This window comes from Neisseria sp. P0019.S002, from assembly GCF_051957155.1.
Lineage (GTDB): Bacteria > Pseudomonadota > Gammaproteobacteria > Burkholderiales > Neisseriaceae > Neisseria > Neisseria perflava.
The window spans coordinates 338622-364298 of record NZ_JBQCWS010000001.1 but is presented as its reverse complement, the minus strand read 5'-3'; the positions used below and the strand labels follow the sequence as shown (position 1 = coordinate 364298).

Sequence of the window (25677 nt, the reverse complement as noted above, 5' to 3'; positions counted from 1 at the left end):
CAATAGCAATACTTCCGGCAACAATAGCAATACTTCCGGCAACAATAGCAATACTTCCGGCAACAATAGCAATACTTCCGGCAACAATAGCAATACTTCCGGCAACAATAGCAATACTTCCGGCAACAATAGCAATACTTCCGGCAACGCTACACCACGCGTTGACTTTTCGGTTTCATACGGCGGGTTGAAAACCAACGCAATTGAGGATATTCAAAAATTAGCAAAAGATTTGGGAGCACCGGGGGCAACTGTTAAATCATACAATGTAACACTGGGCAATCAATCCAGCAGCGGCAGCAATATTAATTTATCTGGATACCCGCTCAAAGAATTAAAGCTCAATCAAAACTTCCAAGAAACTGCCATTGCAAATGCTTCTGGTAACAATTACACCGTTACCCGAAGTGGTAAAGCCCATATTTACCGCCAAAACTATTCTTTGATTGCAGGTATCAATCCGACTAATACAACAGTTAGAGGATCAGGAGTCAATGAATCAGAAAAACTTGACGATACTTATATCCTGATTAAAGGTCAAACTACCCAAACCCTGCCGACTGCGGGCAAATTTGACTACTCAGGTATTGCAAGCGATGGTGTAAGTCAGGGCAAATTGGCGTACTCTGTTAACTTTGACAACGGAAAAGGCAGTGGCACAATTACCGGAATCGGCAGCGATATCAATCTGCACGAAGCGTCTATTCGAGAAGGCAGCTACACCAACGAAATCGATAACACCGAAATTAAGGGATACGGTATTCAAGGCTCTTCCAACCGTGGCGATTATGCGCTCGGCTTCTTCGGCCCTAAGGCGGAAGAAATCGTCGGTACGGTTAATGACGGTGAAATCGGTTTCGCCGGCTCCCACTAATTTGGATGTAGTATAACCAAAAGGTCGTCTGAAACCGTTTCAGACGACCTTTTCGACCATTTTTACCGCGTCATCCGTATAATGACAGAATACTCATACGATCCATACCCTACTGAATAAAATGAATAAAAACCATCTCGTCTTACTAATATTCTCCTTCACATCAGCCGCCCTTGCCGAAACACCCGTTGTCCGTGTACCTACACCTGTATTTTTTGACAAACAACCCAACAGCGAAACGCCCTCAAAAGAATTTACCGACGACAAACCTGCAGAACAGAGGCTTTCAGACGACCTTCCTGCCGATTCCTCATTGGAAGCACAGATCAACCGCGCATTAATCGGACGGGACTGGAAGACATTGGAAGGTTTGTTGACGCAATATAAAGCCGAGCCCGACCGGGATGCCGTTTTATACGATTATGCTTTAGGCGCGTTGCGGCGCAGTCAGTTGCGGCATGATGAAGCTGTATCGCTCTATCGCGGCATTTTGGCGAAACATCCCGATTTGGCGTATCCGCGTTTCGATTTGGGCGTAATGATGTTTGAAAACAAACAGTACCGCGAGGCAAAGGCGGAATTGAAACGGGCAAAACCGGATTTGCAGCCGCCCATGCAGCAACTTGCCGACCATTATCTTGCCGCCATTGAATCAGCGCAAAGCTGGCAGCCTGATGTTTCACTGCAATACGAGCAGACCGATAATGTGAACAATGCCTCATCCGAGCGCGTTATAGAATGGAACGGCAGACGCTGGAATAAAACCGCTGAGAGCCTGCCGCAAAAGGCGCACGGTATCCGCTACGGCGCCGGCGTATCGCGCGAAATCAACATGGGCGGGCATCATTTTGTTTACGGCAACCTGAGCGGCGACGGCGTGCATTATTGGGACAATCAGGATTTTAACGAGCAAAGCCTGCGCTTGGCGGCAGGCTATAAAAACCGTTCGGCGGTGCAATCTTTCGGGGTTGTACCGTTTGCCGAGCAAAACTGGCTGGGCGGCAAACGCTATAATCGTGAAACCGGTATCCATACCGACTTTTCACGTCGTCTGAACGAAAAATGGCGGCTCTCGATCAATGCAGGATATATCAAAAAATACTATCGAGACAGCGATTCGGCAATGCGTTACAACAGCCATATGCCGCTGGCGGGTGCAACGCTGGCGTACTCTGCGCCAAAAAACTGGCTGATTTACGGAGGCATGGACTGGTCGCATGACATGACCAAAGAAGCGGAGCAGGCATCCGTGCGCAAGGGCATACGCTTCGGCGCGGCGAAAGCGTTTGAGAACGGATTCGGCATCCGCACCAACCTGAGCTACGCTCGCCGTACCTTTGATACTCCGGGTAGCCTGGTGTATCGTCTGACCCGTAAAGACCATGAATATCAGGCAAATGCCTCTATTTGGCACAATAAAATTTCATGGAAAGGCTTAGTACCGCATTTGAATTTCCGTTATCTGAAAATCGACAGTAATATGAGCGGCTTCTATTCCCGCAAGAATATGCAGACATTCATCAGTGTGGAGAAACAGTTTTAATATAACAGGGATGGGAGCAAAACATGCCGTTTCAATCAGCCTTTTTCCCTACACAGGTGGAAGGACGTCGGAAATTCTAAGAAACAAGTATTTGAAAACAGTTGCTAAATGAAAAGTAATTCCCCACAAACTCGGAAATGATGCTGATTAAAGCGTTTCTATTTGAATTAGAACTCATCGTATTCGCAAATCCAAACGGTAAGACCTAGAAAAAGGCCGTCTGAAATTTCAGACGGCCTTTTTATCTCAATCAAAAATCTGATTTACAAAACGGATTTAACAGTGGCAACCACATTGTCTACGGTAAAGCCGAATTCTTTGAACAGCAAGTCAGCAGGTGCAGACTCGCCAAAGCGGTTGATACCGACCACGGCGCCGTTCAAACCGACGTATTTATACCAACCGTCGGCATGTCCTGCTTCTACGGCTACGCGTGGCAAGCCTTCCGGCAGAACGGCGGCTTTATAGGCGGCATCTTGGCGGTCGAATACATTGGTAGACGGCATAGAAACAACGCGTACTGCGATACCTTGTTCTGCCAATACTTTTTGCGCTTCTAAAGCCAATTCAACTTCAGAACCGGTCGCGATTACAATCGCCTGTGCGTTGCCTTGAGCTTCACTGATTACATAAGCACCGCGTTTGATGTCGTTCAGCTGTTGCTCATCACGCGCTTGGAATTTCAGGTTTTGACGGCTGAAAATCAGGCTGGACGGATGATCGGCCGCTTTAACGGCTTCAGACCACGCTACCAAAGATTCAACGGTATCACATGGACGCCATACATCCATATTCGGAATCAGGCGCAGGGTGGCGATTTGCTCGATAGGTTGGTGGGTCGGACCGTCTTCGCCCAAACCGATGGAATCGTGAGTGAACACAAATACAGGGTTGATTTTCATCAGCGAAGCCATACGCAAAGCATTACGCTCGTATTCACTGAACATCAGGAAAGTCGCGCCGAATGGTTTAACACCGCCATGCAGGGTAAGGCCGTTCATGATTGCGCCCATGCCGAACTCACGCACGCCGTAGTGAATATAGTTGCCGCCGTGTTCGCGGGTAACGGAAACGCTGTTTGACCAGTCAGTCAGGTTGGACGGAGTCAAGTCGGCAGAACCGCCTACCAATTCAGGTAGCTCTTTTGCCAAGATTTCGATGCTGTTTTGGCTGGCTTTACGGGTGGCGATGGTTTCTGCTTTGGCGCATACTTCTTTCAATGCGGCTTGAACGTATGCATCGAAGTTGTCCGGCAGTTTTTTATCCATGCGGCGCACAAATTCTGCGGCTTCGGCAGGATATTTGGCTTGATATTGAGCGAAGAGTTCGTTCCATTCGGCCTCAAGTTTAGCGCCTTTTTCTTTTGCATCCCATGCTGCATAGATTTCTTGAGGGATTTCAAACGCAGGATAAGCCCAACCCAAATGTTTACGCGTGGCTTCGATCTCGTCCGCACCCAAAGGCGCACCGTGGGTTTTATGGCTGCCTTCTTTGTTGGCGCTGCCTTTACCGATTAAGGTTTTGCAGCAGATAAGGGACGGTTTGCCGGTTTCGGCTTTGGCTGCTTCAATGGCCGTCTGAATGGCATCGGTATCATGACCGTTTACATTTGGAATCACCTGCCAGCCGTAGCTTTCAAAACGTTGCGGAATATTTTCGGTAAACCAACCATCCACTTTACCGTCAATGGAAATATTGTTGTCATCATATAAAACAATCAGCTTGCCCAAGCCCAAAGTGCCGGCGAGCGAACAGGCTTCGTGCGACACGCCTTCCATCATACAACCGTCGCCCATGAAGACGTAGGTGTGGTGGTCAACGATGTTTAAACCGCCTTTATTGAATTCAGCAGCCAAGATTTTTTCGGCCAAAGCCATGCCCACAGCGTTGGCAATACCTTGTCCCAATGGGCCGGTCGTGGTTTCCACGCCGTCGGTGTAGCCATATTCAGGATGGCCGGGGGTTTTACTGTGCAGTTGGCGGAAATTTTTCAGATCATCAATAGAAACGTTGTAGCCGGTCAGGTGCAACAGGCTGTAAAGAATCATGGAAGCATGACCATTGGAGAGGACAAAACGGTCGCGGTTGTAGAATTTCGGGTTGGCCGGATTATGATTGAGGAACTTCGTCCACAACACTTCTGCCATTTCCGCCATACCCATAGGCGCACCCGGGTGGCCTGAGTTGGCTTTTTGTACGGCATCGACTGAGAGGAAACGGATTGCGTTTGCCAGTTGAGACATGGTTTGACCTTCCTTGGACAAGATTGGAAATATGAAAAAAGGTGTGCCGATTATCGCCTGAATCAGCCGTGCTTTCAAGAATAGCCTTTGATATTTGCATTGTCAGACGGCATGATTTCCAATAGGCCGTCTGAAGCGGATAGGATAGATGATATTAACTGTTATTTCGTTTTGAAACAGTGCTTTATATATTTTTATCGTGTAAATAGCAAATCACTATAAGTTTGCATACAGGCTGATTCGTAAACCTTTGAATACTGCCCTTTTCAGACGGTCCTACATCAAACGGCCACAAGGAATCCATCGTTAAGACGAAGTCCCTCTTTTGCTTTGAATAGAGTCAAATGTTATGATTTGTATGCACGCGAAAGGCCGTCTGAAAATATTCACATCAAACTACTACCATGACAATAGGCTTGTGTGCACTTCATCAAGGAACACTGAAATGTCACCAGAAAACCAAGCTGAAAACACCTCACCCTCAACAGAAAAAACAGCAAAAGCCACTCCGCCCAAACCTTCCAAACCCAAATCCAGCGTGATTCAAATCCATCCCGAAGGCGAACGCATCCATCCTAAAAAGGCGGAAGGACGCTTTGCCAAACTGCGTATCGCCGCCGTATTGGCGACCCAGTTTGTATTTTATGTTATTCCATGGTTCAACTGGAGCGGCCGTCAGGCGGTTTTATTCAATATCCCTGACCGTCATTTCTTCATTTTCGGACTGTCGCTGGGTATGGGCGATTTGATTTACCTTGCCTTACTGCTGATGATTTGCGCATTCGGATTGTTTTGGTGGACAACCATTGCCGGTCGTTTGTGGTGCGGCTATTCATGCCCGCAAACGGTTTACACCGAAATTATGCTGTGGATTGACAACTTGGTCGAAGGCGATAGAAACAAACGCCTAAAACTGGAAAAATCGCCTTGGAACTTTACTAAAATTCGCATTAAGGCCACCAAATACCTGCTGATTTTCCTTGTCTGCGCATGGACAGGTATCACTTTTGCAGGCTGGTTTGTCCCGATCCGTCAATTTGTTCCCGATTTATTCACCGGAGCAGCAGGCGGCGGCGCAATGTTTGCCGCAGCATTTTACGGATTCATGACTTTCTTCTTCGCCCACATCATGCGCGAAAAAGTGTGTCTGCATATGTGTCCGTATGCACGTTTCCAAAGTGCAATGTTTGACAAAGACACGCTGATTATTTCTTACGATACCGAACGCGGCGAACCGCGCGGCGCACGTAAGAAAACCGCCAACAAAGAAGACAGCGGCTTGGGCGACTGCATCAACTGCACCATGTGCGTGCAAGTCTGCCCCGTCGGTATCGACATCCGAGACGGTTTGCAATACCAATGTATCGGCTGCGCGGCATGTATCGATGCCTGTGACGAAATCATGGACAAAATGGGCTACGAGCGCGGCTTGATCCGTTATACGACCGAAGGCGCGTTGGAACACGAATACCCTGAAAGCGATATCAAAAAACGCTTGAAACGTCCGCGTGTAGCCGGTTATGGCGCAGTACTCCTGGTGGTCATCATCGCCTTCCTGGTCGGCATTTCCACCCGAAAAATGGTCGAAGTCGATATCCTGAAAGACCGTGGCGTCATGGTTCGCGAAAACAGCCAAGGCTGGTTGGAAAATGCCTATAACCTGCGCATTATCAACAATAGTGAAAACGAACAACTGATGACCGCAACCGTCAAAGGCTTTGACGAAATCGCACTGACCGGTCTGCCTGAAAACGGTATTAAAATTGCGCCGCGGGAAACCGTTACCATCCCGGTACAGGTATCTACCATTCCCGAATACGCCGACAAAGGCAGCCATCCGATTGAATTTACCTTTATCTATCACGAGACCGGCTCTGCCGACTCCAAACCGACTACTTTAGAAGAAAAAGCAACCTTTATCGGAGAATAAACGGTGTCCCCACAACCCAAAATCAAACCTTGGTACAAACATATTTGGCCCTGGGTGCTGATGGCCGGCCCCATCTTCGTCGTTATCGCCAGCGTTTCCATGTTCTTCGTCGCAAAAGAACACACGACAGACTTGGTGTCTGACGATTACTACAAAGACGGCAAACACATCGAAATCCAACTTCACCGCGATGAAGAAGCCGTTAAACGGCAAATTCAGGTGCAGGTCTTAATCAGTCCGGATATGAATGCCGCCAAAGTATTCGTCAGCGGACAATTCGATGCCAAACAGCCATTAAACCTATTATTGATGCACCCAACGCGCAAAGCCGATGACCAAACCGTCAAGCTGCGCGCCGTAACAGCCGAACCACAAAACGGCCGCATGGAATACGAAGCCGTCTTTAAGCCTTTACGCCCAACCAATCATTGGTACTTGCGCGTTGAAGATGCCTCAGGCGTATGGCGTGTTGAAAACAAATGGATAGTCAGCCAAGGCAACGCAGTCAATCTGACGCCTATGGACAAATTGTTCGACAACGGCAAACAAGCCGCTTCAACAGAACAATAAATCCCGACCCAGGCCGTCTGAAACCTTTTCAGACGGCCTGAAATCTTCATACCCTCTTATATTCCCTTCCAAATATGATTTTTTCCGATTGGCGCAGACTGACCGAAAATGAAGTCCGTATGGCAAAACAAGTTTTTGCAGACAGCATAAACTTCCACCGCATCAAAATATATCGCGGCATTCCACTTCTACCCAACGCCAATACCGCCATTGCGCCCAATGGAAACATATACTTTCCGCGTAAACACTGCCCCGAAGATTTCACTCAAGCCGGCATAGCCTACAAAATTTGGCTGATTCATGAGCTGACACATGTCTGGCAACACCAGCGCGGTCACAAAGTTTGGCTTTCCGGCCTATTCATCATGCTCAAAGGCGGATACAGAAAACGCAAAGCTTACACCTATCCCATCCCCTTACCCCACATCAACCAATTAAATATCGAACAGCAGGCAGACCTTATTGCTCACTATTTCGCAGCTACTTTTCTACCCAAAAACATTTACACCCCGCAACAACCCATTTTTCAGACGGCCTTAACAGACTTTCTTCACAACCCGAATAACAAAGCCCTTTGCCCACGTTACTTGTCGGCAAAAAAACAACACTCAAAAAAGCCCAGTGAGCAAATAAGCTATAATGGACAATCCGACACATCGTCCAAAAGGTCCCAAACCATGCCTTGGAACATACCTATTTTACTTACCTGGATGCGCGTCCTATTAATCCCCGTGTTCACCATCCTATTCTATTTACCGAACACATGGATTCAACCACAAACCGTCAACTGGACAGCCGCCATCATCTTTGCACTTGCAGCTATTACAGACTGGTTTGACGGCTTTTTAGCACGTCGCTGGAAACAAACCTCCGACTTTGGCGCATTCCTCGACCCCGTTGCCGACAAACTCATGGTTGCCGTTGCCCTACTCCTGCTCGTCAGCCTTGGCAGAACATACGCCATCTTCGCCATGATTATTATCGGACGAGAAATTACCATTTCCGCCCTGCGCGAATGGATGGCACAAATGGGCAAACGCGGCAGCGTTGCAGTGGCCACTATCGGCAAATTCAAAACCACTGCCCAAATGATCGCCATCTTCCTTTTGCTTATCGGTACGGACAAATATAACGACCCTTTCTATCTCATTGGTAACATATTGATGTTTATAGCATCTGTATTGACCATCTGGTCCATGTGCTACTACCTGAAAATGGCATGGAAAGAATTCAAATAAAATTTTTAAAAAAATAAAAACAAAACACTTGACGCACACGATTAAATCCATAATAATTGCGACTTCTTCGATATACGAAGCAACAAACTATCAGAGCGGGAATAGCTCAGTTGGTAGAGCGCAACCTTGCCAAGGTTGAGGTCGCGAGTTCGAGACTCGTTTCCCGCTCCATTCTGATTACTTGTTGATTGTTCTTTTTCAATATGCGGGAATAGCTCAGTTGGTAGAGCGCAACCTTGCCAAGGTTGAGGTCGCGAGTTCGAGACTCGTTTCCCGCTCCAGTTTAATTTCAGATGCACTCAAATGCGGGAATAGCTCAGTTGGTAGAGCGCAACCTTGCCAAGGTTGAGGTCGCGAGTTCGAGACTCGTTTCCCGCTCCATTAAATCATGCATCCGAATACGCGGGAATAGCTCAGTTGGTAGAGCGCAACCTTGCCAAGGTTGAGGTCGCGAGTTCGAGACTCGTTTCCCGCTCCAGTTTCATACTACAACACTCAAACGTAGTTTTGGCGAGATAGCAAAGTGGTTATGCAGCGGATTGCAAATCCGTCTACGCCGGTTCGATTCCGACTCTCGCCTCCATCCCTTTCATGGCGGGGTGGCAGAGTGTTTATGCTATAAGGGGTGCAACCCTTATACAGGCCGGTTCAAATCCGCGCCCCCGCCTCCAATTTCTCAATTTACTGTCTACGCCCGGGTGGTGAAATAGGTAGACACAACGGACTTAAAATCCGTCGGCCCTAAACCGGCCGTGCCGGTTCGATTCCGGCTCCGGGCACCATTTACCGCTTTTAAGCGGTTATTTTTTTTATCTACTATCCACGCATAATAATAGTAAAGATAGCCCATTAACAGCTTTGTAGTTATAAATACCCACTATTCTATCTAGGACAAGAGATTCATTTAAACCACTAAATTATTCTTATTTTAGATTAATTGTATTGCTGTAAAAGATACCAATTTAAAAACAAATTTCTCCAACCAATATAGAATATTATATTAAATTCAATATATTATTTTTTTATAAAAATAAAAAGACATATATCTATTTCCTTTCAGAAATCAAATTATCATATCGTATAATTTTTATAAAAATCATGTGCTAGTTTAAAACCTTAAAGGGTTATAAAATAACATCGTTTTAAATACTTATTACATATCTACAAAATGTCTCGTCTACTTGCCTACAAAAAAATTCTATGCAATTCTTTTTCATTATGGCTTTGCACTGTTCTAATTCTTTTTATTGAACGGTGTTTAATGTCATACTATTATCTATCAGATGATATCCGTAGTCGTTATTCCGAGGATATTATCCAGCTTATGCTCAAAGGGTTATTATTTGATATCAAAGCTGCTTCTGTATTAACGGCATTACCATTTTTACTGGGATTATTCAGCTTATTAAATTCAAAAACTGTTGTAGCATATGGACGGATTCAAGCTCTATTGTCTACAGTATTGTTATCTATCGTTTCTGCTCTGGCTATAGGGAATTGGTTTTATTATGGAGTCTACGAACGCCAATTCGATGTTTTTATTTTTGGTCTTGCAGAGGAAGATACTGTAGCCGTACTCAAAACTATTTGGTCCGATTTCCCAATTATTTGGGGATTAATTGCTTTAGCCATAGCAGTAACCCTTTTTTGGAAATATTTTTCCCAAATTAGCAGATACTCTTTTTCTGCTACTGCTAAAAGCAAAGTAAATTGGGCTGCTATCATAATGATACCTATCTTAATCTTAAGTATTGGTATACGTGGTTCATTTGGTAAATTCCCTTTACGTCAAACCTCCATGCAGATTTCAACCTTACCGCAAATAAATAAATTAGTTCCCAATGCACTAATTTCTTTAAATTGGGCTTTTGCAGAACATCGAAACAGTAATAATTTTGTCGAAGTTACCGATTCAGATGGTATTGAACTGATGAATCGTCTACAAAATCAAAAAGCTGATGCCAATTTAAATCGCTTATTTACACAAACTAATAAAAATTTAATTGTTGAACAACGTAAGCCCAACGTCGTATTCGCAGTTATGGAAAGTATGAGTACACACTTGCTTTCTCTAAATACGCCTGAACGAGATCTATTAGGTGAATTAGATAAACATTGGAAAGAAGATTGGGTTTATTCACGTTTTATCTCTGAGGGTGATGGCACTAGCGACTCACTACACCGTTTTTTTATTCGTAGCCCACGCCTTAACCTTAGCCAATCTGCCGCTAAAAATAAAACTTTTCCTGGAAACATGTTTAAACCATATCTTGATGCAGGATATCGTATTGTGTATATCACTGCCGGCAATGGGGGATGGCGTGATTTTGATAGTTTTCTGCGTCATTTGGGTGTACATGAAATTATTGATGAAAATGCGATTAAAGCACGCTACCCTGAAGCCCAATCCAGCACATGGGGAGTACCTGATGAATTTATGTTCCGATATGCAGAAGACGAGTTGAAACAAGCAAGAAAAAATAATACTCCCGTATTCATCATGATGCTATCAGTAACTAATCACCCCCCCTATCAATTACCTAAACCTAACCAAGCTAAAGATTTTCATCTCACAGAGCAAGAAAAACAGCGACTTTCCAGTCTAGCGACAGGAAAAGAATTGAATGAGATTTTTAACACATTCCGATATAGCAACGACCAACTTGGACGCTTCATTAGTCATACAAAATCTATTGCACCGGATACTATTATTGCTGCAACTGGAGACCATAATATGCGCGCAATCAGTTATCCTGCACCTAATGAAATTGCCCTTGGCCACAGTGTACCATTCTATCTTTATGTTCCACCTACTTATCGCTCCAATGCAGAATATCATCCTGAGCGTGCAGGTTCACATAAAGACATTCTGCCAACGTTATATAATCTTAGCCTATCAGAAATACCCTATTATCAAACTGGTTGTAATTTGACTGCATCTACTGGTGATTCTTCATGGTGTGGCTATGGTTATAATCCCGAAGTTTTAGTAACTGAACATGGTTTTTATAATTTAAGCAATCAGGAGTTCCATCGTTGGAACAATCAGGGACTGCAGACGGCAGAAGCTGAAATCAGCCAACCACCTGCTGAAGATATACCTTTTATTGAACGAGGCAGTGTTTACACTCAATTTTTAGATTGGCAAATTAACCGTATTGCAACTACCCATCACTAAGAAGACAACCAAGTTTTTATACTATCTTAGTAAAATAAAACCGACTTACCCAAACAGGTAAGTCGGTTTTATTCTCAGACAACATTACTGTACTATTTATTAAACCAAGTTCTCCAGCATCCATTTAACGTAACGGCTGACACCTTGTTTTACATCCAAGAATTCTTCTTTATACCCGGCTTCGCGCAGCTTGGTGATGTCCGCTTGAGTAAAGCTCTGATATTTGCCTTTGAGTGCATCTGGGAATGGGATATAACGGATAAGTTCTTCTTCAACCAGCTCTTTTAAACTCATTTCAGGCTTGCCTTCGGCCGCACGGCAAGCGTTGACGGTGGCAGCGGCAAGATCGTTAAACTGTTGGCTACGGCCTGTACCGAGATTGAAGATGCCTGAAAGCTCGGGATGATCGAAGAAGTAAAGGTTAACCTTGGCAACGTCTTCTACGCTGACAAAGTCGCGTGTTTGCTCGCCGTTGCCGTAGCCGTCATTGGCGCCAAACAGGTTAACATAGCCGTGTTCTCGGTATTGGTGGAAATGATGGAAGGCGACGGATGCCATACGGCCTTTGTGTTGCTCCTGCTGTCCATATACGTTGAAGTAGCGGAAGCCGACGACTTGGGCGGTCAGGCCTTCTTTCATGCGGCGGCGCAATACTTGGTCAAACAAGAATTTAGAGTAGCCGTACACATTGAGTGGTTTTTCCAGTTCGCGCTCTTCGCGGAAGATTTCGCCTTTGCCGTACACGGCGGCGCTGGAAGCGTAGAGGAACGGAATACGTTCGTCCTGACACCAATCCAAGAGGTCGAGCGTGTACTGATAGTTGTTGTCCATCATGTAGAGGCCGTCGTGGTTCATAGTGTCGGAACACGCGCCTTGGTGGAAGACGGCTTCGATGTTTTCGTAAGGCAGAAGATGGCCGCGCACTTGGCGGATGAATTCATGTTTATCGAGATAATGTGCAATTTCACACTCGGCAAGGTTTTTAAATTTTTCGCCTTTGCTCAAATTGTCAACGGCAACAATGTCGGTAATACCGCGCTGGTTAAGTGCTTTGACGATGTTGCTGCCGATAAAGCCGGCCGCGCCTGTTACGATAATGGTCATAATGAGTTTCCTTTATTTTGATTTTTCAGACGGCCTTGAAGTAATCATGCCGTCTGAAAATAAAAACTTTTCTGTCTGGATTATTTTCCAACTCTTATTTTCAGACGGCATTTAGAATTTTAAGGCCGTCTGAAACAATCATTATTGCTCTTCCAATGCCTTGGTCAATTCGGCAAACGAGCAAACCGCCGTACCAAGTTTTGCCACGACAACGCCTGCTGCCGTATTAGCAAGGTGCATGGCTTCGGGCATGGTATAGCCTGCCGCCAAACCCAAGCCCACTCCGGCAATAACGGTATCGCCCGCACCGGATACATCATAGACTTCTTGAGCCCGTGTAGGCTGATAAATCGGCTCGCCCTCATTGAACAGGGTCATGCCCTCTTCGCTTCGGGTCAGCAAAATCGCATTCAAATCAAGATGACGGCGCAGGTTTTGAGCTTTTTCGGTCAAATCGTTTTCGTTTTTCCAGCTGCCCACCACTTCTTTCAATTCTGCACGATTCGGCGTAATCAGCGTAGCGCCGGCATATTTTTCGTAATCGTCGCCTTTGGGGTCGATTAAAACAGGTTTACCGGCCTGTTTCGCCCAATCGATCATATCGGAAATATGCGATAGACCGCCCTTGCCGTAATCTGAAAAAATAATGGCATCATATTCGGGCAACACTTCGCGGTATTGCTGCTTGATTTGTTCCAATACCTCACGATGCGGCGGCTCTTCAAAATCAAGTCGGATAAGCTGCTGGTTGCGAGCAACAACGCGCAGTTTGACAGTAGTCGCAATCTGCTTGTCGCGCATCAAATAGGAAGAAACACCGTCTTGCGCCATCAACGCATCCAGTGCATCTGCAGCTTCATCATCGCCGGTAACGGACAACAGCCCTGCTTTACCGCCCAATGAGGCGATATTGCGCGCAACGTTTGCCGCTCCGCCCGCCCGCTGGTCGATACGGGCGATTTTCGCCACCGGCACAGGGGCTTCAGGAGAAATACGGGACACATCGCCAAACCAATAGCGGTCGAGCATCACATCGCCGACAACCAGGACTTTGGCTTGTGCAAAACGGGATTTGAGGGTTTCTTGTTGGAACTTGGTTACCATACTGGCTCCATTAAAATCTCTGTATAAGGCTTGTTATCAGATTATTGATCTAACAGCCTAAAAATATCTTGAGGCTCATATACCTGCATATGGTTTTTCGAGTACGACGCCTGTTCATGATATGACAACAACACCGCTTTCAGCATGGCTTGCGCCAATTTTTCGACAGCAAGCGGACGTTGGCTTTTCATCAGGCCGATACGGTCGAATCCATGCAAAATCCGTTCGGCTATTTTCTCACCCAATCGATCGCTATTCGGACGAATCAATAAGGGCGGGCGGAAAATAATAAGGCGTGGAAAATTCAAAGCAATGACTGCTTGCTCCAATTCGCCCTTCATCCGTTGATAAAACAGGCTCGAAGCAGAATTTGCACCAGAAGCAGAAATCAAAACCAAAGCATTGACGCCGTTTTGTCTGGCTGCTTTGGCAAATTCAAGATTAGCTTCATAATCGATAGCCCATTGCGCTTCTTTACTTCCTGCTGCTTTCAGGGTTGTTCCCAAGCAGGCAAACAATACATCGCCCTGCACTTCTTCACGCCAATCATCAGGATGAGAAAAATCAATCTGACGGCTATTTAGCTTTTGGTGGGTAAAATCAGGATGTCTGCGACCAAAACAGTCAATAGGCTCAACCTCTGAACTGGCTGCAAGCAGAGGCAACAAGGCTTTTCCTGTTGCGCCTGTCGCGCCAATCACAATCGCCTTCATACTTCAGACGGCCTTAAGCGTTGGCTACCCAATTAACATCACGCAATACGGCTACCGGATCGGCAGCTTTGGTTACCGGACGGCCCATTACCAGATAAGTCGAGCCTGCCGCCAATGCTTCGGCCGGTGTCATGATGCGGCGTTGATCGTCGTTATTGCCGGCAACGTCCAAGCGGATACCCGGTGTAACCAAGACGAAATCTTGTCCTAATTCACGGCGCAATGGTGCAGCTTCTTGAGCGGAACATACCACGCCGTCCAAGCCTGAGCTTTGCGCCAGTTTCGCCAAGCGGATGACTTGTTCTTCAGGGGCGATGTTCAAACCGATTTCGGCCAAGTCGCTTTGTTCCATGCTGGTCAACACGGTTACACCAATCAAAAGCGGCTTGGTGTGATATCCGGCAACGGCTTCTACGGCGGCTTCCATCATGCGGCGGCCGCCCGATGCGTGCATATCGACCATCCAAACGCCCATATCGGCGGCAACTTTGCATGCTTGCGCGACGGTGTGGGGAATATCGTGGTATTTCAAATCAAGGAAAAGTTTGAAACCTTGATTGATTAAGCTTTCTGCCAAACTACGGCCGGTCGCGGTAAACAGCTCTTTGCCGATTTTGATTTGACACAATGTCGGGTCAAGGTTGCGGACAAATCCAAGCGTGTCTTTTTCGTTGGCAAAATCAAGGGCGACGATAACGGGAGTGCGTTGTTGCTGGGTTTGGAAGTCGGAGATTAAGGGATTCATAAGATGCCTGCAGATAAACGGTTATAGCTTCGATTTTAACAGCTTTTGTACACAAAAGGCCGTCTGAAAGTATTTTTTCAGACGGCCTCATCACAACACACCTTAATTATTCTTATATAAATCTAAAATTTTTACAGAAAATTCATCATCACTGAAAAAAAAGGCTGGCGGAACTTCCAATACTTCAGCAATTTTCTGCAAAGTATTCAAATCAGGCTGATGATTTCCCTTCTCATAACGATTAATACGCGTACTTGCCACAAACTCATCTAATCCTATCGCCAGTCCCAGCTTCTCCTGCGTCAAATTTTTCGCTTTTCTCGCTTCTTTAAATCGCCTTGTAAAAACTTCTTGTAAATTCATAACTTCTATCCTAAAAATCAAAGTTACGAATTTCGTATATTTCTCTTGATTATTTACTACGAATAACGTAGTATTTAGACTATCAATTAAAACAACTGGGATAACTATCATGCTTACATTTCTTCTATGCCTCGCCGTACTTCCATTTGCAATAGGTGGCTTACTTTTCTTATTAAAACTAATAATATTGGCTATTATTGCTATTACCTCAAATAACAGAGATTATTAACCTTTATATAACAGCAAAAGGCCGTCTGAAAATATTTTTTCAGACGGCCTCATGATTTTACTTTGACAAAACTTATTTGCCCAAACCTTTCAATACTTCGGCTTTCACGGCTTCTACCGGCTGAGTGCCGTCAACTTTGATGTATTTCGGCGCGTGTTCGCCTTCCAGTTTGCTGTAGAAATCAACCAAAACTTCGGTTTGCTCGTGGTAAACAGCAAGGCGTTTTTTCACGGTTTCTTCTTTGTCGTCGTCGCGTTGAATCAAATCTTCGCCGGTTACGTCGTCTTTGCCTTCGACTTTAGGCGGATTGTAGGTAACGTGGTAAGTACGGCCGGAAGCCAAATGCACACGGCGGCCGCTCATGCGGTCGACAATCACGCTGTCAGGCACATCGATTTCAACCACAGCATCCAAATCCACACCGGCTTCAACCATGGCTTCGGCTTGTGCCAATGTGCGAGGGAAACCGTCAAACAGGAAACCATTTTTGCAGTCGTCTTGGGCAATGCGCTCTTTGACCATACCGATAATGATGTCGTCGCGTACCAAACCGCCTTCATCAATGATTTTTTTTGCTTCCAAACCCAGCGGAGTGCCTGCTTTGATGGCCGCGCGGAGCATGTCGCCGGTAGAAATTTGGGGAATGCCGAATGCGGCGGTGATGAATTGGGCCTGAGTGCCTTTGCCTGCGCCGGGTGCGCCCAACAGTAATACTTTCATGATGAGTCCTTCTTGGTTTATGGATTTGATGTTTGTTTAATTCTACACGCCTTGCGTTTATCGTTCAAAACTTCAGACGGCCTGTTCTGCGCCAAAGTGCTGCCACGCATCATCGCGCATTTCGATAAACCAGCTGTCTTCGGGGAAGCGTTCCAATGCGTCTTTCAACGTGGAAAGTAGGTTTTGGGACAAGGCTTTTGCCAAATATTCTTCCTCGTTGGCTTCTGCCGCTTTGTCCGGCTGTTGCGCCAAACCGAGGGCGCGTGTCCGATGGCCGTGTGCCAGATAGTTGAGCGCAATCACTTTTTGCGCCCAAAGCTGGGGAATGTCGGGGCTTTCCTGCAACAACACCGATAAAATCGATACGGCGACCGCCAACCGTCCGCCGGTCATGCGCAAATCTAAGGATTGGTTGGGCGGCAGGGTGCTGAGCATTTCTGCCATGCGAAACCAAAATTCGCCGCTGGCCTCGTCGGGCGCGGCCACTTTCAACATTTCGTAGTTGAACTCTTGATCGTCGTCTTTGACCAGCAAAGCGACATCGGCAAGCAGTTTTTGTTCGTCACGGCTCAAATGGCGTAAATCATTCATGTTTTTTCCTTTCAGACGGCCTCGAACACAGCCCTTACCCTGTCCAAATCTTCCTGCGTATCCACGCCGGCGGCTGGCGCTTCTTGGGCAATTTCAACGGCAATCGGATAACCGTGCCACAGGACGCGCAATTGTTCCAGAGATTCAATGGTTTCCAAAGGAGAAATATCCATTTCCGAATAGCGTTGCAGGAAACCTGCACGATAGGCATAAATGCCGATGTGGCGCAAAACAGCTGTTTCGGAAGGTAATTCGCGTTTTTCGGCGCGCATGGCGTCGCGCGGATAAGGAATCGGGGCGCGGCTGAAATAGATGGCGTTGCGGTTTTTATCGAGGATGACTTTGACGACGTTAGGATTCATAAACTCGTCAAAATCGTGCAATTCGTGGGCGGCCGTCGCCATTTGCACATTGTTTTCAACCAAAACTTCAGCCGTACGGTTGATGAGTTCGGGATCGATTAAAGGCTCGTCGCCTTGTACGTTCACGACAATCAGATGTTGCGGCAGTTTCAGCGTATTGGCCGCTTCGGCAAGGCGCGTTGTACCGCTTTCGTGTTGATTGGAAGTCATGACCACTTCGACACCATGCGCCTGACAGGCCGTCTGAATATCGGGATGGTCGGTGGCAACGACAACACGCGCAGCCTCACTTTTCGCTGCTTGTTCGGCAACGCGTACAACCATCGGTTTACCGTGAATATCGGCCAAAGCCTTACCCGGCAGACGTGAAGAATCCAACCGCGCCGGAATCAATACGACAAATTCGGTCATGCTTTCAGTTCCTCTTCGCTCAACGCTCGTGCTTCGTTTTCCAACATATAAGGGATGCCGTCACGAATCGGATAAGCCAGCTTCGCCTGACGGCTCCACAATTCCTGTTTGTCTTGATGGTATTCGAGTTTGCCTTTAGTCACAGGACAAACGAGGATGTCTAAGAATTTTTTTTCCATGGGGTTACTTTCGGTAGTTATATCAAGGTTGTCTGAAATGATTCAGACAGTTCGAAGTTATCGCTTGTTGCTTGAATCAGATTTTGCACAAACCGGCTCGGGATTTTTGCCACCGCAAGCAATCCGCCTCCATTCTTTGATAAACTCAGGCTTATGCCGATCCGCAGCTTCCTGTAATTTTTTCGGCAACAATTCTTCCAGACCGCCCATATTCTTATCCAGGAAAGACTCAGCAGCCTTTCCGGATGGATTGACAATCATAGCATTGACTTCTTTTTGGGTAAGTGAAGCTTTGGCACTTTTCAACAATCGGCTGCGGATGGTCTGTTTCAACTCAGGCGTGAAGGCCTCCTTTACAACAATGTCCCGATAACGAACAACCGCTTTTTCCACTTCTTCCTTCTTCTCTTTAGAGACTTCAGCCACCAAGGTATCGGAAAGCGGTTTAAATCCCTCTTGAAAAATCTCATTCAGAATTAACTCAATATCTTGCTCGTAATGTTGCGTATTTAACCATTTTTCCAGCGACGCATCACTGGGCGGCGCGGCAAACGCATTGGCACACAATGCCAGCGCGGCGAAGGGTAATAATAAGGTTTTCAGCTTCATCTTTTGCTACCTTTCAACAAAAAATAAATATTTTCAGATAGTCGGAAAATTATTTGGCACACTTCGGCAAATGTTGGTTGCCTTTGCATAAAATATCATGTGTTTGCTCCTCAAAAGCAGGCGTATATTTATTGCTTGCATTGAGGTAGTTTTGACTCATGGTTTTATGGATAATCTCATCACTCAGCTTATCGAAATGCTTGACTTTTTCGAGCGCAGACTTACCGGCACCATGCCTAAATGCTTCATTCATCTTTTCTATATCCGATTGGCTCAACATATCCTCAAGATTTCCACCATGCTGTTGGAAACTTCTTATCTTTTTCAAAATATTTTTTCCCTGAGCCGAAGAGAAAAAACGGTTGGTTACATCGACTTCTTCTTGTGTAAATACTTTCTGTACGGCACGCTTTTCTTCATCCAACCATTGTTTTTTCAACTCAGGGCGGCTCAAATCGTCTTGCATGTTTTTCATATAACGGCTGATGACCGCCTTCATCTGCGGTTTTTGAGCTTTGGGCGTCATCGTTAACAAGCGTTCATTGTCCTCTTTATTCACCATCTCCAAAGAACGTTGCACTTTCTCGCTATAATTACTGCCTATCCCTTGAATCTCCAACCATTTCATTGCAGATTCATCACTTGGTTTAGCAGCCAGGCTTTGAGTGGATACAAATAAAGCTGCGCAAGTGACCAACAAATATTTTAACTTCATGATTTACTCCTATCGCGTAGTTTGAAGATCATCTTTAAAACATCTGTGAAACATCTATAAGCATTTAGATTGAAACATTCGCGGATACAAACGCCGCCAAGTCCGGCTCAATTATCGCATAAACAGGCAAGACCCACACATGATTCAGGCCGTGGCCGTCTGAAAACTTGACCGCATCTTTCTCCGTAATAATGACCGTGTCCGCATTGGGCAAGTCTGCTACTGCGATGTCGGCATGGTCAGGCAGTGCGACGGTTTGGTTCAAAGTAATGCCCATATTCCGCAGCGAATCGAAAAAACGCTCCGGCTTGGCGATACCGGCAACGGCGGCGACAGTTTGATTTCCCAAACCCGCCAAATCCAATTTTTCAGACGGCCTGTTCAAACAGTAAATCTGCCCTGTTTCAATATGGCTGGCAAACATATTTTCAGACGGCCTGAATACCATATCTGCTTGCCCGCCGCTGACAACAACTGCATCAACGGAAGCCAACCGAGACAAAGGTTCGCGCAAGCTGCCGTTGGGCAGTAAATCCAAATCCGTGCGCCCCGTATCTGCCACCGGGAATACGGCAATTTCCATATCGCGTTGCAAAGCATAATGTTGCAAGCCGTCGTCAGCCACAATCAATTCAAGCTCCGGATGCGCTGCAAGCAATGCCCTGCCTGCTTCTACACGACTGCTGCCTACCGCCGTCGGCGCACCGGTTTGGCGAAACAGCAATAAAGGCTCATCGCCTGCATCTGCCGCGCTACTGACTGTATTCAATACATGAACCGCCTTACTCTTGCGCCCGTAACCTCGGCTGATGATGCCGACCTTAACGCCCTTTTCCTGCAAACCCGACACCAGCGCGGCAACAATCGGCGTTTTCCCTGTTCCTCCTGCATGAATATTGCCGACCACCACCACAGGCACTGGCAATTTTTCGCTTTTCAGACGGCCTGAAACAAAATCATCGCGCCGTTTCGCCGCAATTTTGGCAAACAGCTTGGACAATGGTTTTAACAGCAAAGACAAAAACGGATTGGGGGATTGCCAATGGCGTTCAATGATTTGGTGGAGTTTGGGCATACGCACGGCTTTTGAAGCGAAAATCAAACGATAATATAACACAAGCCTGCCCAGACAAGGCCGTCTGAACATGCGGCTTTGATAATATTAAAACAAAGGGCGCAAGTTTCATGAAAACGAATACAACGAATCGCTCTAAAACCCTTATAATTCAGCTTTCCCAAATTTTTCCTGTTTCGCAATGTCCGAACTTTTCGCGCCCTCCTCCATTTCCGTATCCGAACTCAACGCCATTGCCAAAGCCTTGCTGGAAGACCATCTTGCTGGTTTGTGGATTGCGGGTGAAGTATCCAACCTGACCCGTGCCGCCAGCGGACATTATTATTTCTCGCTCAAAGACAGCCGCGCGCAGGTGCGTTGCGCGATGTTTAAGGGTGCGGCCATGCGCTTGGCGAAGCCTTTGAAAGAAGGCGACCATATCGAAGTATCGGGAAAAATCAGTATTTATGAAGCGCGGGGCGAATTTCAGATTACTGTGAATGAGGTGCGACTCAAAGGCTTGGGGCAGCTTTACGAAGCCTACGAACGGCTGAAGGCGCAGTTGCAGGCGGAAGGCGCGTTTGCGGCGGAACGCAAGAAACCTTTGCCCGCCCGGGCGCAATGTATCGGCATCGTAACCAGTCTGGCGGCGGCGGCTTTACGCGATGTCGTGACCACCTTGAAACGCCGCGCGCCCGAAATTCCCGTCATCGTTTATCCGACTGCCGTTCAGGGCGCGGGCAGCGAGTTTCAGATTGCCCAAGCGATCAAAACCGCCTCGCAACGCGCCGAATGCGATGTGTTGATTGTCTGTCGCGGCGGCGGCAGCATTGAAGACTTGTGGGCGTTTAACGAAGAACCGGTCGTGCGCGCCATCGAAGCCTGCGCGATTCCCGTCGTCAGCGGTGTGGGACACGAAACCGATTTCACGCTTGCCGATTTCGTCGCCGACGTACGCGCGCCCACACCGACCGGCGCGGCGGAACTGGTCAGCCCCAACCGCCAAGAATCGTTACACCGCCTCGCCCAAGCCAAAGGTCGTCTGAAAACCGTTTTGGAACAACGCTATTTTGATGCTAGCCAAAAGCTCGACTGGCTCGCGCGGCAAATCCGCCACCCGCGCCAAAAACTCGACGAACAGCGCACTTACATCCACAAACTGGCGCAAACCCTGTCCTACTCGATGACGCAAAACGTCCGCGCCCACACCGCCCGTTTCGAACGCCAAACCCAAGCCCTGCAACATTTCCGCCCCGATATTTCCGTTTACCGGCAAGACATCGACCGCTTTCAGACGACCTTGTCGCACGCCTTCCGCCAACTGCTCGCCCAGCGCCGCCAAAGCCTGACCGCCCAAACCGCCCTGCTCGAAGCCGTATCGCCGCAGCAGATTCTGGAGCGCGGCTTCTCCGTCGTCAAAAACACACACGGACAAGTCATCCGCAACGCCGACGCGCTGAAACAAGGGCAGAAACTGCACATCACTTTTGCCGACGGCGAAACCGACGTGCGCGTGACCAAAGAGCAGGCGCAGGGCGAGTTGTTTGACTGACGCAATAAAGGCCGTCTGAAACTTTATGCGATTGAAGTGAAACTATGTTTGCCTGTTAAAAATCCTTAACCTGCCAATGCGGTATAATGCCTCATCTGCACACGCAGCATATACGGAAACATTATGGACAACTCACAAAATACAGAAAATCCGATTCCTCCGCGTAACTCCATCCGCAAAAACAGCATTTACCTGCTGCCTAATTCCTTTACCATCGCCGCACTGTTTTGCGCCTTCTTCGCCATTACCCAGTCCATGCACGGACGTTATGAAACGGCGGCGATTGCAGTTTTCCTTTCCATGCTGCTCGACGGCATGGACGGACGCGTTGCGCGGCTGACCAACAGCCAAAGCGCGTTCGGCGAACAGCTCGACAGCCTTGCCGATATGGTCAGTTTCGGCGTGGCGCCTGCCCTGATTGCCTACAAATGGCAACTTTGGCAGTTTGGCAAAATCGGCTATTCCGTCGCCTTTATCTACTGCGCCTGCGCCGCCCTGCGTTTGGCACTGTTCAACACGCTTATCGGCAAAGTCGATAAACGCTGGTTTATCGGCGTGCCCAGCCCGACCGCCGCTGCGTTGATTGTCGGCCTGATTTGGGTCAACCACAGCGTTGAACGCTTCCCCAACGTGCATTGGTGGGCATTGGGTATCACCCTGTTTGCCGGCATTTCCATGATTGTGCAGATTCCGTTTTGGAGCTTCAAAGAAATCAATATCCGCCGCCAAGTGCCGTTTATGGGCATGGTATTGGCCGTATTGATTTTGCTTTTGATTAATTGGGAACCTTCGCTCGTCCTCTTCTTGTTTTTCTTCGGTTACAGCCTGTCCGGTTATGTGATGGCAGTCATCCGTTGGTTTAAAAAACGCCATAAAACACACAAACACGACAAGGCCGTCTGAAATGTGGTCTTGGGACATCATCCTTGCCCTGCTCGCCGTCGGCAGCGCGGCGGGCTTTATTGCCGGACTATTCGGCGTAGGCGGCGGTACGTTGATTGTTCCCGTTGTCTTATGGGCATTGCAACTGCAAGGCATAGGCAGCCACCCCTATGCCCAGCATCTTGCCATCGGCACTTCCTTTGCCGTCATGGTATTTACCACCTTCTCCAGTATGTACGCCCAACATAAAAAGCACGCCATCGATTGGGCGACCGTCCGCCGAATGACGCCGGGCATGATACTCGGCGTACTCCTCGGCGCGGCAACGGCAAAATATATGCCGACGCTGGCTTTGCAGGTTTTCTTTATTGCATTTCTTGCCTTTATCGCACTCAAAACCCTACTCGATTCCAGACCCACACCTTCACGCACCCTGCCCTCCCTCCCCGGCCTGACAGCCGTGGGCACGCTTTTTGGTGCGGCTTCAAGCTGGGTCGGTATCGGTGGCGGTTCTTTATCCGTTCCATTTCTGCTGTATTGCAACTTTCCGGCACACCGCGCCATCGGCACATCTTCAGGTCTGGCATGGCCGATTGCAGTTGCCGGCACCATCGGCTATTTTGCCAACGGTTTGCATATTGCCAACCTGCCTGAAGGCGCGGCAGGCTTTATCTATCTTCCGGCCGTTGCCATATTGAGCGTTGCCACCATCCTCTTTGCTCCACTTGGCGTAAAGACGGCGCACAAGCTGCCCGCCCGAAAACTCAAAATCGCCTTCGGTATTATGTTGCTGCTGATTGCCGCCAAGATGGCTTGGAATTTGATACATTAAATCTTTCTTGTGAAAAGGCCGTCTGAAAATCTTTCAGACGGCCTTTTTAATTGCAAAACAACAAATTTTTACCTTACCCGATTTGCCCCATTGCAAATACAGCTAAGCGCCATATCGCCCATCCTGCCACCAACAATCCGGCGCACAAACGAACCATGCGTTTTTGCAGAAAGGTTTTCAACTGCGCTGCAAATATGCCCATCGCGAGCAGGTTCGGCAATGTCCCCAATGCAAACGCCAGCATATACAGCCCACCATGCAAAGCATTGCCGCTGCCCAAAGCATACAAAGACGCGCTGTACACCAAACCGCAAGGCAGCCAGCCCCAAAGCACGCCCACGCCGAAACAGGCAGGCACTGATTTAATCGGCAGCAATTTGTTCAGCAAAGGATTCAGGCGTTTCCAGATCGGTTTGCCGATGCCTTCGATTTTGGTTGCAGCAGTTGAAATACCGGCAAGATACAGACCAAGCAAAAGCAGCAAGATATTGGCGGCAATATACAAACCGTTTTGAACCGCGCGCGTATCGTCCAAGGAAATGCCGACCTGCCCGACCAAGCCGACCAATAGACCAATGACGACATAGCTGCTGATGCGCCCCAAGTTCAACAATACAATCAGCCCGATTCGGTTTAAATGTGGCGGCAGCTGCAAAGCAAATGCGCTGCTCAATCCGCCGCACATACCGACACAATGCGTTCCGCCAAAAAAGCCGAGCAGAAAAAGAGTAAGAAATGTGATTTCTTGATTCATGGTTTTTAATGATTCAAACGAATGGATGAGGCCGTCTGAAACTTTTCAGACGGCCCTAAGAATGCAGGACAGGCTTTTCCGCCCACCCTCTTCACGCTTTAGAAAAGCAATTAACTGCGCGCGCGTACGTCAAATGCCTGACGCAAACCTTCGCCGATCATGACCAGCAAAAGCAGCATTACCGTCAGCGTAGCAACGGCAGACAGACCGATCCACCACGCGTCCAAGTTGTCTTTGCCTTGCGCCAACAACTCGCCCAAACTTGCCTGTGAGGCAGGTACGCCCAAGCCCAAGAAGTCCAAACTGGTCAGGGCGAGTACCGCACCGGAAATACGGAAAGGCAGGAAGGCCAATACCGGCGTCAAGCTGTTGGGCAGGATATGGCGCCACATGATTTCACGGTTGCCCACGCCCATCGCGCGCGCCGCCAAAACGTAATCGGTCTGACGGTTTTTCAAAAACTCGGCGCGGACATAGTCGGACAAGCCCATCCAGCCGAAAAGCGACAGCAACACCAGCAAAATCAACAGCCCCGGATTAAAGAACGAAGACAGGATAATCAAGAGGTACAGCTCCGGCATACCGCCCCAAACCTCGATAAAACGCTGCATCAGAAGGTCGGTTTTACCGCCGAAATAACCCTGCACCGCGCCTGCAACCACGCCGATTACGGTAGTCACCACAGTCAACACCAAGGCAAACAACAGCGAATCACGGAAACCGTAAACCAAGCGCGCCAACAGGTCGCGGCCGCGGTCGTCCGTTCCCAAGATATGCCGTTCGGACGGTTTGGCCGGATCGGGGGCCGTATCGAAATCGTTCAAGGTATCGGCATCGTAAGGATTGGGCAGATACAGTGCGAAATTGCCGTCTGAAGTAATGTTGTGGCGGATAAGCGGATCCAAATAATCCGCCGGCGTATCGAAATCGCCGCCAAATGTGGTTTCGTTATATTCGTTTACTAAGGGGAAGAAATACTCGCCCTGATAGCGTATCCACAAAGGTTTGTCGTTGCTCCACAAAGGCGCAAGCAAAGTGACGACAAACAAAACGGCCAAAATCCGCAAAGCCAACCAACCGCGCTTATGCTGCTTAAAGGCTTGCCAAGTAGGGTTTGAAGTAGATTTTTTCTTTTTCATGGTTCGAAACATTCTTTAATAATGGATTGAAGATATTTTCAGA

Annotated in this window: 24 protein-coding genes and 7 tRNA genes; 16 read left to right on the top strand and 15 right to left on the bottom strand. The window is 47.7% G+C overall.

From position 1 onward, the window contains the following. Together ACTHTY_RS01730 and ACTHTY_RS01725 are read left to right on the top strand one after the other, a co-directional pair. The coding region (locus ACTHTY_RS01730) for a factor H binding protein domain-containing protein (RefSeq protein WP_440366264.1) at window positions 1–874 on the top strand (874 nt) is incomplete at its 5' end. Window positions 875–995: 121 nt separating this feature from the next. After that, on the top strand, window positions 996–2417 hold the full coding sequence (locus ACTHTY_RS01725; protein ID WP_440366263.1) for a surface lipoprotein assembly modifier: 1422 nt from the start codon (window positions 996–998) through the stop codon (window positions 2415–2417). Window positions 2418–2680: 263 nt separating this feature from the next. On the opposite strand, the gene tkt is transcribed toward ACTHTY_RS01725, so the two are convergent. Beyond that, window positions 2681–4660, bottom strand: coding sequence for a transketolase (gene tkt / locus ACTHTY_RS01720; protein ID WP_440366262.1), 1980 nt, complete (start codon window positions 4658–4660; stop codon window positions 2681–2683). 445 nt (window positions 4661–5105) lie between these two features. Here tkt and ccoG point away from each other — a divergent pair, with 445 nt between their 5' ends. The 11 genes from ccoG (at window position 5106) to ACTHTY_RS01665 (ending at window position 11576) form a co-directional block, all read left to right on the top strand. Next, on the top strand, window positions 5106–6590 hold the full coding sequence (gene ccoG, locus ACTHTY_RS01715; RefSeq protein WP_128580544.1) for a cytochrome c oxidase accessory protein CcoG: 1485 nt from the start codon (window positions 5106–5108) through the stop codon (window positions 6588–6590). A gap of 3 nt (window positions 6591–6593) precedes the next feature. Further along, window positions 6594–7160, top strand: a complete 567-nt coding sequence (locus ACTHTY_RS01710; RefSeq protein WP_440366261.1) for a FixH family protein — start codon at window positions 6594–6596, stop codon at window positions 7158–7160. A gap of 677 nt (window positions 7161–7837) precedes the next feature. Then, complete coding sequence (gene pgsA / locus ACTHTY_RS01705; protein WP_003679552.1) at window positions 7838–8398, top strand: CDP-diacylglycerol--glycerol-3-phosphate 3-phosphatidyltransferase; 561 nt, start codon at window positions 7838–7840, stop codon at window positions 8396–8398. A 95-nt stretch (window positions 8399–8493) separates the two neighbouring features. Continuing rightward, window positions 8494–8569: transfer RNA gene (locus ACTHTY_RS01700), tRNA-Gly, on the top strand. A gap of 34 nt (window positions 8570–8603) precedes the next feature. Next, window positions 8604–8679, top strand: a tRNA-Gly gene (locus ACTHTY_RS01695). A gap of 24 nt (window positions 8680–8703) precedes the next feature. Then, window positions 8704–8779 (top strand) — tRNA-Gly (locus ACTHTY_RS01690). 21 nt (window positions 8780–8800) lie between these two features. After that, a tRNA-Gly gene (locus tag ACTHTY_RS01685) sits at window positions 8801–8876 on the top strand. A 31-nt stretch (window positions 8877–8907) separates the two neighbouring features. After that, a tRNA-Cys gene (locus ACTHTY_RS01680) sits at window positions 8908–8981 on the top strand. A 10-nt stretch (window positions 8982–8991) separates the two neighbouring features. Then, window positions 8992–9069 (top strand) — tRNA-Cys (locus tag ACTHTY_RS01675). A 21-nt stretch (window positions 9070–9090) separates the two neighbouring features. Beyond that, window positions 9091–9180, top strand: a tRNA-Leu gene (locus ACTHTY_RS01670). A gap of 386 nt (window positions 9181–9566) precedes the next feature. Continuing rightward, a complete protein-coding gene (locus ACTHTY_RS01665; protein ID WP_440366260.1) occupies window positions 9567–11576 on the top strand; it encodes an LTA synthase family protein in 2010 nt (669 codons plus the stop codon). 99 nt (window positions 11577–11675) lie between these two features. On the opposite strand, the gene rfaD is transcribed toward ACTHTY_RS01665, so the two are convergent. The 12 genes from rfaD to lpxK all read right to left on the bottom strand — a co-directional run bounded on the left by rfaD (window position 11676) and on the right by lpxK (window position 20496). Further along, window positions 11676–12680: an ADP-glyceromanno-heptose 6-epimerase gene (rfaD, locus tag ACTHTY_RS01660; protein ID WP_440366259.1), complete on the bottom strand. Its 1005-nt coding sequence runs from the start codon at window positions 12678–12680 to the stop codon at window positions 11676–11678. Window positions 12681–12821: 141 nt separating this feature from the next. Continuing rightward, a complete protein-coding gene (gene rfaE1 / locus ACTHTY_RS01655; protein WP_440366258.1) occupies window positions 12822–13784 on the bottom strand; it encodes a D-glycero-beta-D-manno-heptose-7-phosphate kinase in 963 nt (320 codons plus the stop codon). A 41-nt stretch (window positions 13785–13825) separates the two neighbouring features. After that, the gene (locus tag ACTHTY_RS01650; RefSeq protein WP_440366257.1) at window positions 13826–14497 is read right to left on the bottom strand and encodes an NAD(P)H-binding protein; all 672 of its coding nucleotides are present in this window, start codon (window positions 14495–14497) and stop codon (window positions 13826–13828) included. 13 nt (window positions 14498–14510) lie between these two features. Further along, window positions 14511–15242, bottom strand: a complete 732-nt coding sequence (gene pyrF / locus ACTHTY_RS01645) for an orotidine-5'-phosphate decarboxylase (protein WP_440366256.1) — start codon at window positions 15240–15242, stop codon at window positions 14511–14513. 102 nt (window positions 15243–15344) lie between these two features. Then, window positions 15345–15716 carry a helix-turn-helix domain-containing protein gene (locus ACTHTY_RS01640; protein ID WP_223169050.1) on the bottom strand — a complete coding sequence of 124 codons (372 nt, stop codon included), beginning with the start codon at window positions 15714–15716 and terminating at the stop codon, window positions 15345–15347. Between the two features lie 190 nt (window positions 15717–15906). After that, window positions 15907–16554, bottom strand: coding sequence for an adenylate kinase (adk, locus tag ACTHTY_RS01635; protein WP_003682888.1), 648 nt, complete (start codon window positions 16552–16554; stop codon window positions 15907–15909). A gap of 72 nt (window positions 16555–16626) precedes the next feature. After that, the gene (locus ACTHTY_RS01630; RefSeq protein ID WP_003746102.1) at window positions 16627–17145 is read right to left on the bottom strand and encodes a hypothetical protein; all 519 of its coding nucleotides are present in this window, start codon (window positions 17143–17145) and stop codon (window positions 16627–16629) included. Window positions 17146–17156: 11 nt separating this feature from the next. Beyond that, window positions 17157–17918, bottom strand: a complete 762-nt coding sequence (kdsB, locus tag ACTHTY_RS01625) for a 3-deoxy-manno-octulosonate cytidylyltransferase (RefSeq protein ID WP_440366255.1) — start codon at window positions 17916–17918, stop codon at window positions 17157–17159. Beyond that, window positions 17915–18097, bottom strand: coding sequence for a Trm112 family protein (locus ACTHTY_RS01620; RefSeq protein WP_003679524.1), 183 nt, complete (start codon window positions 18095–18097; stop codon window positions 17915–17917). Before ACTHTY_RS01620 ends, kdsB begins: the two co-directional genes overlap by 4 nt. Before the next feature lie 57 nt (window positions 18098–18154). Then, window positions 18155–18706, bottom strand: coding sequence for a DUF2059 domain-containing protein (locus ACTHTY_RS01615; RefSeq protein ID WP_440366254.1), 552 nt, complete (start codon window positions 18704–18706; stop codon window positions 18155–18157). 49 nt (window positions 18707–18755) lie between these two features. After that, window positions 18756–19421: a hypothetical protein gene (locus ACTHTY_RS01610; protein WP_440366253.1), complete on the bottom strand. Its 666-nt coding sequence runs from the start codon at window positions 19419–19421 to the stop codon at window positions 18756–18758. A gap of 64 nt (window positions 19422–19485) precedes the next feature. Beyond that, window positions 19486–20496: a tetraacyldisaccharide 4'-kinase gene (gene lpxK, locus ACTHTY_RS01605; RefSeq protein WP_440366471.1), complete on the bottom strand. Its 1011-nt coding sequence runs from the start codon at window positions 20494–20496 to the stop codon at window positions 19486–19488. Window positions 20497–20677: 181 nt separating this feature from the next. Here lpxK and xseA point away from each other — a divergent pair, with 181 nt between their 5' ends. The 3 genes from xseA (at window position 20678) to ACTHTY_RS01590 (ending at window position 23741) form a co-directional block, all read left to right on the top strand. Further along, window positions 20678–22027 carry an exodeoxyribonuclease VII large subunit gene (gene xseA, locus ACTHTY_RS01600; protein ID WP_440366252.1) on the top strand — a complete coding sequence of 450 codons (1350 nt, stop codon included), beginning with the start codon at window positions 20678–20680 and terminating at the stop codon, window positions 22025–22027. Between the two features lie 123 nt (window positions 22028–22150). Then, the gene (pssA, locus tag ACTHTY_RS01595; protein WP_371509217.1) at window positions 22151–22930 is read left to right on the top strand and encodes a CDP-diacylglycerol--serine O-phosphatidyltransferase; all 780 of its coding nucleotides are present in this window, start codon (window positions 22151–22153) and stop codon (window positions 22928–22930) included. 1 nt (window position 22931) lies between these two features. Then, window positions 22932–23741, top strand: a complete 810-nt coding sequence (locus ACTHTY_RS01590; protein ID WP_440366251.1) for a sulfite exporter TauE/SafE family protein — start codon at window positions 22932–22934, stop codon at window positions 23739–23741. A 73-nt stretch (window positions 23742–23814) separates the two neighbouring features. On the opposite strand, the gene ACTHTY_RS01585 is transcribed toward ACTHTY_RS01590, so the two are convergent. Then, window positions 23815–24495, bottom strand: a complete 681-nt coding sequence (locus tag ACTHTY_RS01585; RefSeq protein ID WP_440366250.1) for a sulfite exporter TauE/SafE family protein — start codon at window positions 24493–24495, stop codon at window positions 23815–23817. 110 nt (window positions 24496–24605) lie between these two features. Then, on the bottom strand, window positions 24606–25646 hold the full coding sequence (locus ACTHTY_RS01580) for an ABC transporter permease (protein WP_004520828.1): 1041 nt from the start codon (window positions 25644–25646) through the stop codon (window positions 24606–24608). Window positions 25647–25677: the final 31 nt, after the last annotated feature.